Below are 14,625 nucleotides of genomic sequence, written 5' to 3' on the forward strand. Positions count from 1 at the left end.
AGTACATGTCCAACACCGACTATGACGTGATCGTCGTCGGGTCCGGGTTCGGGGGCAGCGTCACCGCCTTGCGTCTGACCGAGAAGGGCTACCGCGTCGGCGTTCTGGAGGCCGGCCGCCGGTTCACCGACGACCAGTTCCCGAAAACCAGTTGGGACGTCCGGAAGTTCGTGTGGGCGCCCAAGCTGGGGTGCTTCGGCGTGCAGCGCATCCACATGCTGCGCGACGTCGTCATCCTGGCCGGGGCGGGCGTCGGTGGCGGGTCGCTGAACTACGCCAACACCCTCTACAAGCCGCCGGCGACGTTCTTCAACGACCCGCAGTGGGCCCACATCACCGACTGGTCCGACGAACTCTCGCCGTTCTACGACCAGGCCAGGCGCATGCTCGGGGTGGTGATCAACCCGAGTATGACCCCGGCCGACGAGATCATGAAAGCGGTCGCCGAGGACATGGGCGTGGGCGACACGTTCGTCCAGACGCCGGTCGGGGTGTTCTTCGGCGAACCCGGCAAGACCGTGCCCGACCCGTTCTTCGGCGGTGTCGGACCGGACCGCACCGGGTGCATCGAATGCGGCAGCTGCATGACGGGCTGTCGCTACGGCGCCAAGAACACCCTGCTGAAGAACTACCTCGGCCTGGCCGAGAATGCCGGCGCCACAGTGCATCCGCTGACGACGGTCGCTTCCGTGCGGCAGAGTCCGAGCGGCATCTGGGAGATCGACACCGTGCGCACTGGCCGGACCCTGCGCAAGAACCGTCGTACCTTCACGGCGCGGCACGTCGTCCTGGCCGCCGGCACCTGGGGCACCCAGAACCTGCTGCACAAGATGAAGGACAGCGGCACCCTGCCCCAACTGTCCGACCGGCTCGGTGTGCTCACCCGCACCAATTCCGAATCCATCGTCGGCGCAATGAAATACAAGGTCGACCCGGCGCTGGACCTCACGCGCGGCGTGGCGATCACGTCGTCGTTCCATCCGACCAGCGACACCCATATCGAGTCGGTGCGCTACGGCAAGGGCTCCAACGCGATGGGCCTGTTGCAGACCCTCATGACCGATGGCGGTGGCCGGTGGCCGCGCTGGCTGAAGGCCCTGGGCTTGGCCGTGACGCATCCGCGCGCGCTGCTGCGGGTGCTGACGGTGGGCAATTGGAGTGAGCGCACGGTGATTTCACTGGTGATGCAGAACCTGGACAACTCGATCACCACGTTCACGAAACGGGGTTTGCGCGGCCGGCACTTGTCGAGCAAGCAGGGGCACGGCGAGCCCAACCCGACGTGGATCCCGGCCGGAAACGACGCGACCCGCCGGGTTGCCCAAAAGATCGACGGCGTGACGGCCGGTACGTGGGGCGAGCTGTTCAACATCCCGATGACCGCGCATTTCCTCGGCGGTTGCGCCATCGGCTCGGACGCCGAGCACGCGGTGATCGATCCGTACCACCGGGTCTACGGCTACCCGACGCTGAGTGTTGTTGACGGGTCGGCGGTATCGGCGAACCTGGGGGTGAACCCGTCGCTGACCATCACCGCCCAGGCCGAGCGTGCGGCGGCCATGTGGCCCAACAAGGGTGAGGACGATCTGCGCCCCGAGCAGGGGCAGCCCTATCGTCGGGTGGACGCTGTCGCGCCGATCAAACCGGTTGTGCCGGAAGGCGCTCCGGGGGCGCTGCGGCTGCCGCTCATCCCGCTCTCGCCGGCCGCGAACGACGCTTAGCGGCCGACTAAACGCCCGGGTCGGGACGTCCATCAGGGACGTCCCGGCCTGCGGGCAGCCCAACGACGGCCCCCAGAATCAGAATCGCGCCGACCACCGACATCCAGGTGAGCTGCTGCCCCAGCAGCACCGCCGCCAGTACCGCAGCCGAGATTGGCTCGACGAGGGTCACCACGGTCGCGGCTGCCCCCGACGTGGTGCGCAGACCGGCGTAGAGAAGTCCATACGACAGCGCGAGCGTGAAAACGCCGAGATAGACCAGTAGCCCCAGGGACGTCGGGTCCGACGGGACAACCGGCTCGCCGTTGAGAGAAGCCACGAGGAAAAGAGGTGCCAGCGCCACCGCGCCGGCAGTCGTGGTGCACGTGGCGATGACGACGGGGTCGGTCCGGCTGGCAAGCCGGTGCCCGAGAATCGTCGTGGCCGCATAGGTGGCGCCCGCGGCGATGGCGAGCAGTAGCCCGGCCGTGAAGTTGGTTGCACCGCCGCCACGTTCAAGCGGTGCGCCGCCGAACGTGACCAGGCACAACCCGACGAGTGCGGCAGCGAGCACCGCAATCTCGCGCAGCGACGGTGCGGTCCGGGCCTGGATGTGCTGCCAGATCGAGGCCAGGATCGGCGACAGCCCCAGCGCGACAACGGTGGCGACCGCCACCCCGATGGACAGCACCGAGGCGAAATAGAGGCCCTGATAAAGGGCGGTACCGCAGCCGACGACGATCGGCACCACCGGACGCGACCGCATCATCGTGATCGCTTGTCCGGCAAGGCCTGTGACCGCAATGAAAGTCACCAGCGCGACCGTCGCGAGTGCCATTCGCCAGGCGCTGGCCGTCATCGCGCCCAGGCCGCTCCGGTCGTGAATGACGGTGACCACCAAGCCACCGGTACCCCACAACACGCTCGCGGCAGAGATCTGCAGCAGGCCCAGATGCCGGGTGAGGTTGGGGCTCATTGCAGCGAGATGTTCAGGTGGTCGGACACGTCGCCGACCATCTGCACATCCGCAACACGTTCGGTGAAATGCCAACCCGTCTCGTCGCGCGCGAACGTATCGGCGTAGCGGCCAACCACGATGGGCTGCAGCGGCACCGTGTCGGTCTGCTGCACCACGCAGAACGTCGACCGCGCGCGGGCAGTGTCGCCGTCGAGCTCGACGATCGGGTTGAGCACCAGATGCCGTGTGCGCGGGGTGTTCCCGTGCTCAGGGAAACGACGGGTGGTCTTGGCGAACAGCGCCGCGATGGCCTCGGCGCCGGCAACGCCCATGAAGTTCCCGCGCCCCAGCAGTTTTCCCACGCCGTCGAAGTCGCCGGCGTCGATCAGTTCGGCGTACCGGTACAGCAGCTCGGTGATCTCCAGTTTGTCCGCGGCGTCCTGCAGGCTCACGCGATCTGGCCCTTCACCACCGGCAGCCCCGGGTCGCTCGGCACGTCGAGACGCGACGGCTTGGCTCCCGCCGCGATCAGGTGCGCCGCGAACGAGGCGATCATGGCCCCATTGTCGGTACACAGTCGCGGCCGCGGCACCCGAAGTGTCAAACCGGCTTCAGCGCAACGTTCTTCGGCCAGCTCACGCAACCGCGAATTGGCGGCCACTCCCCCGGCGATCAGCAGCGTGGACACGCCCAGGTCGGTGGCCGCGCCAACGGCCTTGCGGGTCAACACATCCGCGACGGCTTCCTGGAAACCGGCCGCGACGTCGGCATGCGACGCGTCGGGGTGCTTCTCCATGTGGCGGGCGACGGCGGTCTTGAGGCCGGAGAAGCTGAAGGCGTACGGGTCATCTCGCGGGCCGGTCATGCCGCGCGGGAACGCGATGGCGTTCCGATCGCCTTGGCGGGCCAGTTCGTCGAGCACGCGGCCACCGGGGTAGCCGAGCCCGAGCAGCCGGGCCACCTTGTCGTAGGCCTCGCCCGCCGCGTCATCAACGGTGCTGCCGAGCTCCTCGATCGGCTCACCCAGGGATCGCACATGCAGCAGATGAGTGTGGCCACCGGACACCAGAAGACCGACGCTCTCGGGCAGCGGGCCGTGGTCGTAGACGTCGGCGGCCAGATGCCCGCCCAGGTGGTTGACGCCGTAGAACGGCACACCCCACGCGGCCGAATACGCCTTGGCCGCAGCAACCCCCACCAACAACGCCCCGGCCAGGCCGGGCCCGATGGTCGCCGCGACGACGTCGGGCCGCTCGATGCCGGCGGTCGCCAGCGCCCGGCTCATGGTGGGCCCCAACGACTCCAGGTGCGCGCGCGAGGCGATCTCGGGGACCACGCCGCCATAGCGGGTGTGTTCGTCGACGCTGGAAGCGACCTCGTCGGCCAGCAGCGTCACAGTGCCGTCGTCCGCCAATTCGCAGATGCCGACACCTGTTTCGTCACAGGAACTTTCGATGGCCAAGATGATTGTCATGAGCCTGACTCGCTCCTCACGTCCGCGTCGCCTGACACGCTGCTCACATGTGCGTCCCGCCGCATGGTGTACGCGTCCGCGCCACTGATCCGGTAATACCGTTTGCGCACGCCCATTTTCACGAACCCGACGCTTTCGTACAGGCCGATCGCCGGCTCGTTGTCGGTGCGCACCTCCAGGAACACGGTGCCACCGTCGGCGATGGTCAACAGCCGGTCCAGCAGCTCGCGGCCGATGCCCTGGCCCTGGTACGCCGGATCGACCCCGATGGTGTGTACCTCGTACTCGAACGGCGGTTTACGGCCCAGCCGGCTGATGCCGGCATACCCCACCAGGAGCTTGCCGTCCCGCGCGGCGACGTAGTGGTTGTGTGCCGAGTCGAGCTCGCGGATGAAGGCGACTGCCGGCCACGGGTCGTCGCCGGGAAACAGGATCGCCTCCAGCTCGCCGCACCGGTCGGCGTCGCCGACCGTCAGGGGCCCGTACTCGATGGTCACGAGAGTCCCCGCTCGGCAAGGGTTTTCGCGTCGGGACGGCGCAGGTACAGCGGCACCAGCGCCGCGGGCGGCTGATCCCAGACGGCGGCGGTCACGAGTCCGGTCACCGTCGGGTACTCGACCTCGAGCGACGGCAACGGGAAAAGCGCGGCCTGCGCGGCCGGGCCGGCGACCGAACCCGAACCGGGCTCGACGTCGGCGGCGGCGCTCACCGCCGGTCCGTCGACCCGCACGCCGTCGCGGTACCGCGCCCAGTAGACCTCGCGGCGACGGGCATCGGTGACCACCAACAGTTCTCCCGGAGTGGCCGGGGCGATCGCATCCAGGCTGCACACGCCGTACACGGGGATGCCGAGCGCCTGCCCATACGCGGCCGCGGTGGCCATCCCGACGCGCAGCCCAGTGAACGGGCCAGGCCCGCACCCGACGACCACGGCTTCCAGGTCGGCGAACGTGATACCGGCATCGGCAACGGCCGCAATCACATTGGGCGTCAACTGCTCGGCGTGCGCGCGGGCATCGATGGTGATCCGTTCGGCCAGCACCTCGACGCCGGCTGCGGTACGCCGTGCCACACCGGCGGTGACGGCCGGGGTGGCGGTATCGATGGCGAGAATCATCCACGGCTCCAATGCCAGACAGCGGTACGGGTGTCGTCGTCGGCGCGTTCCAACCGGATGTCCAGATGGCTGGCCGACAGTCGCTCGGCCAGACCCTCGCCCCACTCGACGACCACCACGGCGTCGTCGAGGTCGGTGTCGAGGTCGAGCGAGTCGAGTTCTCCGAGCAGGTCGGTACTGCCCGAGTCGAGCAGTCGGTACATGTCGACGTGCACCATCGCGGGGTGTCCGGCGCGGCGGGCGGGATGCACCCGGGCCAGCACGTACGACGGCGACGTCACCGCGCCGTCGACATCCATGCCCTGCGCAATGCCCTTGGCCAGCATGGTTTTCCCGGCGCCCAACGGACCCGTCAGCACCACGACGTCACCGACCTTGAGCTCGGCGCCGAACCGGGCGCCGAGGGCCATGGTGTCGGCCTCGGTCGGCAGGTGCACGGTGCCGTGCGAATCATCCATTGCGCTTGGCCTTTCCACGCAGATGACGGGTGAGCGCCACCAGCCGTGACGGCGTGGCGTGCTCGACGAAGCGCTCCAGCGCCTCGTTGATCAGTTCAGGTTGCTCCATGTGCACCATGTGCCCGGCGCCTTCGACGATCACCAGCTCGGACTTCGGCAACTGCCGGGCCATCGCCTGGGACTTGGCCAGCGGGGTGAGCAGATCGTGGTCGCCGCAGGCGATCAGGGTCGGCACGTGCTGCAGGACCGGCAGCGCACCGGCCTCGTCGTGGGTTTCGAGTGCGTGCAGGAATTCGACGGTCGTGCGGATCGACGTGTTGTGCGTCATCTTCTCGACGTACCGCGCCACCGACGGGCTGACTGCGTCGTCGCCGAACGACGCGGCCTTGAGCACGGGGCCGATGACGGCCTTCGCCGCACCACGGCCCGCACTGACCGCTCCGGGCGCGAACCGCACCGCCGCTTTCGCCGCCTCCAGCGCGGGATTCTGCAGCACCTCGCCCAACGGCGAACGGGTAACCCCTTGTGCCGCAGAGGCGAGGATCGCTACGCCGCACACCCGGGCCGGGTAGTTGTGCGGAAACTGCCGGGCGTGGGACAGCACCGTCATGCCGCCCATCGAGTGGCCGACCAGCACGACGGGACCACGCGGCGCCATCACCCGCATGACCGATTCGAGATCCTGCCCCAGTTGCGGGACGGTGTACGAATCGACCGGACCGGCCGAGGACCGGCCGTGCCCGCGCTGGTCGTAGAACACCATGCGGACCTGATCGCCCCACCGCTCGGCCAGCCGGGCCCGCTGAAAGTGGAAGGAGCCCATGCTGTTACAGAAACCATGCGCGAAGAGCACCGTCAGCCGGGCGTCTTTCGGGCCGACCTCGCGGACCGCCAGCGGCACGCCGTCGGCGGCCGTCACCACGTACCCGCGGTCGGCGTCGAGCGTGGTGAAATCCTCACCCGCGTACGGGTCTTCACCACCACGGCGGCGCAACGAGCGGGCGACACTGATCCCCGCGACCGACCCCACGGCCGTGAGCCCGGCCATGCCCGCCAGCCACCGGGCATTCCTGTTGTCGCTCATGGACGTCAGCCCGTCGACTCGCGATAGGTCCGGGCGATCCGGCCCCGCGGGCTGGTGACGACCTCGTAGTTGATGGTGCCCAGCAGTTCGGCCCAGTCCTGCGCCGTCGGCTCACCGGCGGCGCCCGAGCCGAACAGCACCGCCTCGTCACCGACCTTGACACCGGCACCGTCGGGTCCGAGGTCAACGACGAACTGGTCCATACAGATTCGGCCGATGTTGCGGTACCGGGCGCCGTTGATGCTGACGTCGATGCGTCCGCTCAGGTTGCGGAACACGCCGTCGGCGTAGCCGAGCGGGATCAGCCCGACGGTGGTGTCGCGGTCGGCGATCCACGTGTGTCCGTAGGACACTCCGTCGCCGGCTTTGATCGAACGTACCGCGGTGACAGGACATTTCAGCGTCATCACGGGCCGCAGGCCGAAATCGCCGAGCGCGGGGATCGGCGTCTGGCCGTAGACCGCGATACCCGGCCGCACCACGTCGAAATGCAGATCGGGCCGCGTCAGGGTCGCGGGCGAGTTGGCCAGATGCGCCACTTCGAAATGCACGCCGGCCGCCGCAGCCTGTTTCCGCGCCGCGGTGAGGCGCTCGGCCTGAGTGTCGTTCATCGGGTGCTGCGGGTCGTCGCCGCAGGCGAGGTGGCTCATGATGCCGCGGGGGCGTACCGCGCCGTCGGCGGCGGCCCGGGCGATGGCGTCGAGCAGGGCCGGGTACTCGGCGGGGCTGACGCCGTTGCGGCTCAGACCGGTGTCGACCTTGACGGTGAGTGTGGCCGGCGCACCACTGCGGCGCACGCCGTCGAGCACGTCGTCGAACTGGCGGACCGACGCCACCGCCACCTGCACGTCGGCGGCCAACGCGGGGGCGAAGTCGGTGCCGGGCAGGTTCAGCCACGACAACACGGGCGCCGTGATGCCGGCCTGCCGCAGCGCCAGTGCCTCGGTGATGTTGGTGACGCCGAGCTCGGCGGCCCCGGCCGCCAGGGCGGCACGCGCCACCTGCGGCGCACCGTGCCCGTAACCGTCGGCCTTGACCACCGCCATCACCGCGGCGCTGCTTGCGCGTTCCCGCAGAAGCCGCACGTTATGCGCAATTGCGCCCAGGTCGATGACGGCCTGGGCAGCAGGTTGAGGATCGGGCGAGCTCATATCGCCTCCGATTCTCCCAGACGCGCTCCGGTGCGCGTCGAGCCTGAGCTTGTGCACCACGATTTCGGGAGATCTGGAACACAAGCTCAGGTTCGCCCGCTAGTGGGCGAACGGCTGCACGTCGTCGAACTGGCCTTTCGGCTTGAGCTCATCGAGGCTGTTCAGCACGGTGATCAGGTCGTCGCGCAGGGCGCGGGCCAGGTCCGCCGAGAAGCCCTCGCGCACCACCACACGCAGCACTGCGATGTCCGTCGCACCTTCGGGCATGGTGTACGCCGGCACCTGCCAGCCGTAGGCACGCAGCGCGTGCGACACGTCGAATTCGGTGTAGGGCCGTTTGCCCTTGAGCCGGCACGCGATCACCGGGATCGCCGAGCCGTCGGTGATGACCTCGAAGTGTTCGCTGCCCCGCAGCTCGTCGCCGATCCACCGGGCGGTGTCCGACAGGCAGCGCATGATCTGCGTGTAGCCGGCCCGGCCGAGGCGCAGGAAGTTGTAGTACTGGCCGACCACCTGATTGCCGGGCCGAGAGAAGTTCAGGGTGAAGGTCGGCATATCGCCGCCCAGGTAGTTCACCCGGAAGACGAGGTCCTCGGGCAGGTGCTCCTTGCTGCGCCAGACCACGAAGCCGATGCCGGGGTACGTCAGCCCGTACTTGTGGCCGCTGACGTTGATCGAGACCACCCGCGGCAGCCGGAAATCCCAGTGCAGATCCGGGTGCAGGAACGGCACCACGAAACCGCCGCTGGCGGCGTCGACGTGGACGGGGATGTCCAGGCCCTTCTCCTGCGCGAGCTGATCGAGCGCCGCGCAGATCTCAGCGATGGGCTCGAGCTCACCGGTGAACGTGGTCCCCAGGATGCCCACCACCCCGATGGTGTCCTCGTCGACATTGGCGAGCACCTGCTCCGGGGTGATGACGTAGCGGTCCTCGGCCATCGGCAGGTACCGCGGCTCGACGTCGAAGTAGCGGCAGAACTTCTCCCACACCACCTGGACGTTGGCGCCCATCACGAGGTTGGGGGTGCGGCCTTTCCAGTCGCCGACCTTCTCGCGCCACCGCCATTTGAGAGCCAGGCCGGCCAGCATGACGGCCTCGCTGGAACCGATGGTCGAGACCCCGCAGGCCGACGCCGGGTCATCGTCGCGCAGGTCTTCGGCGTGGAAGAGGTCGGCCACCATGGACACGCAGCGGGACTCGATGGCCGCGGTCGCCGGGTATTCGTCCTTGTCGATCATGTTCTTGTCGAACGTCTCGGCCATCAGCTTCTCGGCCTCGGGGTCCATCCACGTGGTGACGAACGTCGCGAGGTTCAGCCGGGAGCTGCCGTCGAGCATGAGCTCGTCGTGGATGAAGCGGTAGGCAGCCTGCGGGTCCAGCGGGTCGTCGGGCAGTCGCAGCGACGGGACCGGCGCGGTGGACAACCGCCCGGTGTAGGCCGGGCTCATGGTCGGTCCATGAACATGCTTGCGCGACATACTGATTCCCCCTTGGTTAGAGCGATGCGACGGCGGCCCGGACATGGGCCAGGATGCGGTGCGCCGATGTGGGCGCGGGGTTGGGGCCTGGGTCCGCTGCAGACAGGCCCGCTGCACGGGCGTGGACGAAGGCCGCCATGGCGGCGGCCTCGCCCGGTGCGATGCCCGAGGCCAGCAGCGCGCCGATGATGCCGGACAGCACGTCGCCGGATCCGGCTGTGGCAGCCCAGGATTGGCCGGCGGGATTGAGATAGGTGGGGCCGTCCGCGTCGGCGATGATGGTGACGTTGCCCTTCAGCAGGACGGTGGCGCCCAGCCGTTCGGCCAGTTCGCGGGTAGCGGCTACCCGGTCGATTCCGGGCGGATGTCCTGCAAGCCGGGCGAATTCACCGGCATGTGGGGTCAAGACCGTCGGTGCCGCGCGGTCCGCGACCAGGTCGAGGTCGGCGGCCAACAAGGTCAGCGCATCGGCGTCGACGATCACCGGCAGGTCGGTGTCCAGCGCGAACCGCAGCGCATCGTCGCCGGCGGTGTCGGTGCCGAGGCCCGGGCCGACCACCCACGCCTGGACCCGCCCCGCAGCCGTCACATCCGGCGCCGCAACGACTTCCGGCCAGTGCGACACCACTTCGGCGTGTGCGGAGCCGGCGTACCGGACCATGCCGGAGGTCGCGGCGACGGCGGCGCCGGTGCTCAGGATCGCCGCACCCGGATAGGTCGCCGACCCGGCGAGCACGCCCTTGACGCCCTGGCTGTACTTGTCGTCCGACGGGTGCGGCACCGGCCAGCGGGCGCGGACGTCGTGCGCGTCGAATCCGAGGAACGCCGGTTCGGGCAGGTCGAGTCCGATGTCGATGAGTTCGACGCGTCCGCAGTCGGCCAGTCCGTGTACGGGTTTGAGTCCGCCGAAGGTGACGGTCAGCGCGGCGTGCACATGGGGGCCGTCGGCGGCGCCGGTCTGGACGTCGACACCACTGGGGAGGTCGACGGCGACAACGGGCGCGGTGTTGGCGTCGAAGACCGCCGCGGCATTGGGCCGGAGCGGCCCGCTGGCGCCGATGCCGACGACGCCGTCGATCACCAAAACGGTTGACGGCGGAATGCTTTCAACTACTCGGCCGCCGGCTTTCCGAAATGCTGCGAGCGCCTTCGGGTGGGCGCGGTCCGGGTTCAGGAGCACCGCTGTTGCGGCCGCACCGCGGCGGCGCAGGAAGGTGGCCGCCCACAGCGCGTCGCCGCCGTTGTCCCCCGAGCCCACCACCGCACAGACGCTGCGCCCGCTCACGCCGCCGGTGCGGGTTTTGAGTTCTGTGGCAATCGCCGTCGCCAGCCCGTAGGCCGCGCGGCGCATCAACACGCCATCGGGTAGGGAAGCCAACAGCGGCGCCTCGGCCGCGCGGATCTGCTCGGCGGTGTAGTAGTGCCGCATAGCTCCGAAGGTTACGCACATCCGCCCCGCAGGGGTTGGCATGTGCGTCAAATTCGAGCGTCGAGCGTGAGCGTGTGTGCGAACTTCTGCCGATTTTTCGCACACACGCTCACGTTCGGCGCGGATAACATCCCGCCATGACCTACGGCTATCCGGCGCCGCCACCGGCCAAGCCCCCGCTCTCGAGCGGGGACCTCGCCGCGTCGATCAGCGCGCTGGTGCTCACCTACGTCGGCGGCGGCGTGGCGGCATTCTTCGCGGTGTTCGCGCTGGCGTTCACCGACTACTGTCCGCCGGCGACGTGTCACATCGACGCCGGGATCAACGCCATGGCAGCGGGATTCATCGCGGCCATTGTGGTGGCATTGGCCGGCACGGTCGTCACCGTCATCCGGCTGGTGAAGCGCCTGCGCGCCTGGCCATTTGCCGTCGGCACGCTGGGGTTGTGTGCCGTTCTGTGCGGGCTGGCGATCGGCGGCTATATCGCTGCCGTCGGCGGCTGAGACTCAGACGAGAACCGCGCTGGGCTCCACCGTCACCTTGATGGCCTCGCCGTTCTGGACGATCGAGAACGCATCGAGAACCTCGTCGAGCGCGATGTGCCGGGTGATCAAGTCCTTCACGGGAACCTGGCCGGTCGAGATGTAGTGCAGCGCCCGCTTGTTGTGCTCCGGCGCAGATCCGTTGGCGCCGTGGATATGCAGTTGCCGGTAGTGCACCACGTTGGAGTCGCAGGTGATCGTCGGGTTGGTCTTGGGCAGGCCGCCGAAGAACGAGATGCGGCCGTTGCGCGCGGCCATCGCGATGGCCTGCTCCTGGGTGATGTTGGCGGCGGTCGCGGTGATCACCACGTCGGCGCCGCGGCCGCCGGTCAGTTCCATGACCTTCTCGACGACGTCGACCTCCGCCGCGTTGATCACCGCATCGGGGTGCACGGCATCGGCGGACATCGCCAGGCGGGCGTCGTTGACGTCGACGAGGTACACCGGCCCGCAGTCGTGCACACCGCGGGCGATGCGGATGTGCATGCAACCGATGGGGCCGGCACCGAACACCACGACGGTGTCACCCGGCTCGATGCCGAGCAGATCCTGGGCGTTGATGGCGCACGCGAACGGTTCCGCGGCAGACGCCTCGTCGTAGCCGACGTTGTCCGGAATCCGGTTCAGCCCATCGACTTTGAGTACCTGGCGGGGCACGATCATGTACTCGGCGAACCCGCCGTCGTACTGGTAGCCCATCGAGGTCTGGTTCTGGCAGACCGCCATCCAGCCCTTGCGGCACTCGTGGCACTCACCGCACGGGACCGCTGCGATCACCTGCACCCGGTCGCCCTCGGCCCACTCGGTGCCGTAGGTGGTGTTCACATCGGCGCCTACCTCGACGATGTCGCCGGCGATCTCGTGACCGATGGTCCGCGGCGGCGTCAGGTTCTGGTGCCCGTTGTGCAGGATTTTCACGTCCGTCCCGCAGGTCGAACAGTTACGCACCCGGATCTTGATCTCGTCGGGTCCGCATACCGGCTCGGGCACGTCTTCGAGCCGGACGTCCTCGGGTGCGTAGTAGCGCAGCGCTTTCATGGCGTTCCTTCCGGTTCTCCGGCCTGGCCGGCAAGTGTGTCGTGGTTCACTCTGTGCCCACTCTAACGGCAATTCGGGCATAAATCCAAACTTTTCTCTGCCCATTTTTGCCCATTTGCTTGCCATCGTGCCCACATGTGGGCTTTACTCATAAACACACGGTGATGTGACGGGCATCACCTTCGCGGCCGGTCAAGGTGGAGGTCCAGCACAGTGAACGCAACGACGGAAACACCGCAGCGCGCCAGTCTGCGCGTGCGGGTGCAGCAGCTCGGCACCGCGCTGTCGAACATGGTCATGCCGAATATCGGCGCCTTCATCGCCTGGGGCCTGATCACCGCGCTGTTCATCAAGACCGGCTGGCTGCCCGGCCTCTTTCACGCGCTGCAGAACCCGGACGGCTGGGTGGCCCACATCGGCGGCTGGGGCGCCTACGAAAAGGGCGGCATCGTCGGGCCGATGATCACCTACCTGCTGCCGATCCTCATCGGATCCACCGGCGGCCGGATGGTGTACGGAACCCGTGGAGCCGTCGTCGGCGCCATCACCACCATGGGCGTGGTCGCCGGATCCGATGTTCCGATGTTCATGGGCGCAATGATCATGGGGCCCTTGGGCGGCTGGGTCATCAAGAAGCTGGATGCGTTGTGGGACGGCAAGATCCGCCCCGGCTTCGAGATGCTGGTGAACAACTTCTCGGCCGGCATCGCCGGCCTGGTGCTGGCCGTCATCGGGTTCTTCGGTGTCGGTCCGGTGGTATCGGCGTTCACCCGCGGCGCGGGCCACGGCGTCGACTTCCTCGTCGGCCACGACCTGCTGCCCCTGACCTCGATCTTCATCGAGCCTGCCAAGGTGCTCTTCCTCAACAACGCCATCAACCATGGCGTGCTCACTCCCCTGGGCACCACCCAGGCGCTCGCCACCGGCAAATCCGTGCTGTTCCTGTTGGAAGCCAATCCGGGACCTGGCCTGGGAATCCTGTTGGCGTTCATGGTGTTCGGCCGCGGCGCCGCCAAGGCATCCGCACCGGGCGCGGCCATCATCCAGTTCCTGGGCGGCATCCACGAGATCTACTTCCCGTACGTGCTGATGAAGCCGAAGCTGATCGCCGCCACCATCCTGGGCGGGATGACCGGCGTCTTCATCAATGTGTTGTTCGGCTCCGGCCTGCGCGCACCCGCCGCACCCGGTTCCATCATCGCCGTCTACGCCCAGACCGCGTCCGGCAGCTACCTCGGCGTCACGCTGTCGGTGCTCGGGGCCGCAGCCGTCTCGTTCGCCGTGGCCTCCGTGCTACTCAAGACCGACCGCGCCACCGACGAGCCCGATCTGGCTGCCGCCACCGCCGAAATGGAGGCGCTGAAGGGCAAGCGTTCCAGCGTGGCCTCGGCACTGGTCGGCAGCTCCGCGTCCGCTCCCATCACCAATATCGTGTTCGCCTGCGATGCCGGCATGGGTTCGTCCGCGATGGGAGCCTCGGTGCTGCGCAAGAAGATCCGTGACGCCGGCTTCACTGGAGTGACGGTCGTCAACCAGGCCATCTCCAATCTCACCGACACCTACGGGCTGGCCGTGACCCACCGCGATCTCACCGACCGCGCCCGGCAGAAGACCCCGTCGGCGATCCACGTCTCGGTCGACGACTTCATGAACTCGCCCCGCTACGACGAAATCCTGGAACTGCTGGGGCGTACCAACGGCGCACCAGGGCCGTCGGGCGAATCCGCCACGGCGCCAAGCGAACCCGCTGCCGATTCCGACGATGTGCTGTCGCTCGACTCGATCGTGCTGGCCGGCTCGGCCACCACTGCCGAGGCCGCCATCACCGAGGCCGGCAACCTGCTGGTGTCCGCACACGCCGTCGACGTCTCCTATGTCGACGCCATGCACGAGCGGGAGAAATCCGTGTCGACGTACATGGGCAACGGCCTGGCGATCCCGCACGGCACCAACGATGCCAAGAGCTCGATCCGTCATTCCGGGATTTCGTTCGTGCGCTATCCCGAGCCCATCGACTGGAACGGCAAGCCCGCCGAGTTCGTGGTGGGCATCGCCGGCGCGGGCAAGGACCACATGGCGCTGCTCACGCGGATCGCGCAAGTGTTCCTGAACAAGGACGAGGTGGACCGGCTGCGCCGGGCCAGCACCGCCGAAGAGGTCCGGGCGGTGCTGAGCGAAGCGCGGTAGACGACGGA

At 68.2% G+C, this 14,625-nt stretch carries 14 protein-coding genes; 3 read left to right on the forward strand and 11 right to left on the reverse strand.

Going from position 1 to position 14,625, the window contains the following annotated elements:
• The first annotated feature begins 5 nt into the window (after window positions 1-5).
• Complete coding sequence (locus H289_RS0119550; protein WP_020102508.1) at window positions 6-1,721, forward strand: GMC oxidoreductase; 1,716 nt, start codon at window positions 6-8, stop codon at window positions 1,719-1,721.
• A gap of 7 nt (window positions 1,722-1,728) precedes the next feature.
• Here H289_RS0119550 and H289_RS0119555 read toward each other — a convergent pair whose 3' ends face one another.
• The 10 genes from H289_RS0119555 to H289_RS0119600 all read right to left on the reverse strand — a co-directional run bounded on the left by H289_RS0119555 (window position 1,729) and on the right by H289_RS0119600 (window position 10,850).
• On the reverse strand, window positions 1,729-2,676 hold the full coding sequence (locus H289_RS0119555) for a DMT family transporter (RefSeq protein WP_020102509.1): 948 nt from the start codon (window positions 2,674-2,676) through the stop codon (window positions 1,729-1,731).
• Window positions 2,673-3,110 carry a nuclear transport factor 2 family protein gene (locus H289_RS0119560; RefSeq protein WP_020102510.1) on the reverse strand — a complete coding sequence of 146 codons (438 nt, stop codon included), beginning with the start codon at window positions 3,108-3,110 and terminating at the stop codon, window positions 2,673-2,675. Before H289_RS0119560 ends, H289_RS0119555 begins: the two co-directional genes overlap by 4 nt.
• Window positions 3,107-4,132 (reverse strand): tRNA (adenosine(37)-N6)-threonylcarbamoyltransferase complex transferase subunit TsaD, encoded by a 1,026-nt coding sequence (gene tsaD / locus H289_RS0119565; RefSeq protein WP_020102511.1) that lies wholly within the window; start codon window positions 4,130-4,132, stop codon window positions 3,107-3,109. Before tsaD ends, H289_RS0119560 begins: the two co-directional genes overlap by 4 nt.
• Window positions 4,129-4,629, reverse strand: coding sequence for a ribosomal protein S18-alanine N-acetyltransferase (gene rimI / locus H289_RS0119570; RefSeq protein ID WP_020102512.1), 501 nt, complete (start codon window positions 4,627-4,629; stop codon window positions 4,129-4,131). Before rimI ends, tsaD begins: the two co-directional genes overlap by 4 nt.
• Window positions 4,626-5,249 (reverse strand): tRNA (adenosine(37)-N6)-threonylcarbamoyltransferase complex dimerization subunit type 1 TsaB, encoded by a 624-nt coding sequence (gene tsaB / locus H289_RS0119575; protein ID WP_020102513.1) that lies wholly within the window; start codon window positions 5,247-5,249, stop codon window positions 4,626-4,628. Before tsaB ends, rimI begins: the two co-directional genes overlap by 4 nt.
• Complete coding sequence (gene tsaE / locus H289_RS0119580; RefSeq protein ID WP_020102514.1) at window positions 5,246-5,707, reverse strand: tRNA (adenosine(37)-N6)-threonylcarbamoyltransferase complex ATPase subunit type 1 TsaE; 462 nt, start codon at window positions 5,705-5,707, stop codon at window positions 5,246-5,248. The genes tsaB and tsaE overlap by 4 nt, the downstream gene beginning before the upstream one ends.
• Window positions 5,700-6,791, reverse strand: coding sequence for an alpha/beta fold hydrolase (locus H289_RS0119585; protein ID WP_020102515.1), 1,092 nt, complete (start codon window positions 6,789-6,791; stop codon window positions 5,700-5,702). The genes tsaE and H289_RS0119585 overlap by 8 nt, the downstream gene beginning before the upstream one ends.
• Before the next feature lie 5 nt (window positions 6,792-6,796).
• Window positions 6,797-7,942 (reverse strand): alanine racemase, encoded by a 1,146-nt coding sequence (alr, locus tag H289_RS0119590; protein ID WP_029105468.1) that lies wholly within the window; start codon window positions 7,940-7,942, stop codon window positions 6,797-6,799.
• A gap of 99 nt (window positions 7,943-8,041) precedes the next feature.
• Complete coding sequence (gene gad, locus H289_RS0119595) at window positions 8,042-9,421, reverse strand: glutamate decarboxylase (RefSeq protein ID WP_029105469.1); 1,380 nt, start codon at window positions 9,419-9,421, stop codon at window positions 8,042-8,044.
• Window positions 9,422-9,437: 16 nt separating this feature from the next.
• Window positions 9,438-10,850, reverse strand: a complete 1,413-nt coding sequence (locus H289_RS0119600) for an NAD(P)H-hydrate dehydratase (RefSeq protein WP_020102518.1) — start codon at window positions 10,848-10,850, stop codon at window positions 9,438-9,440.
• A 137-nt stretch (window positions 10,851-10,987) separates the two neighbouring features.
• Here H289_RS0119600 and H289_RS0119605 point away from each other — a divergent pair, with 137 nt between their 5' ends.
• Window positions 10,988-11,353, forward strand: a complete 366-nt coding sequence (locus tag H289_RS0119605) for a hypothetical protein (protein WP_020102519.1) — start codon at window positions 10,988-10,990, stop codon at window positions 11,351-11,353.
• A gap of 3 nt (window positions 11,354-11,356) precedes the next feature.
• Here the strand turns inward: H289_RS0119605 and H289_RS0119610 are convergent, their stop codons facing one another.
• On the reverse strand, window positions 11,357-12,430 hold the full coding sequence (locus H289_RS0119610) for a zinc-dependent dehydrogenase (protein WP_020102520.1): 1,074 nt from the start codon (window positions 12,428-12,430) through the stop codon (window positions 11,357-11,359).
• A 291-nt stretch (window positions 12,431-12,721) separates the two neighbouring features.
• Between H289_RS0119610 and H289_RS0119615 the strand changes: the two genes are divergently transcribed.
• Complete coding sequence (locus H289_RS0119615) at window positions 12,722-14,617, forward strand: PTS mannitol transporter subunit IICBA (RefSeq protein WP_231388087.1); 1,896 nt, start codon at window positions 12,722-12,724, stop codon at window positions 14,615-14,617.
• Window positions 14,618-14,625 lie beyond the last annotated feature (8 nt).

Origin of the sequence: Mycobacterium sp. 360MFTsu5.1 (genome assembly GCF_000383495.1) — a bacterium.
GTDB classification, from domain to species: Bacteria; Actinomycetota; Actinomycetes; order Mycobacteriales; family Mycobacteriaceae; genus Mycobacterium; species Mycobacterium mucogenicum_B.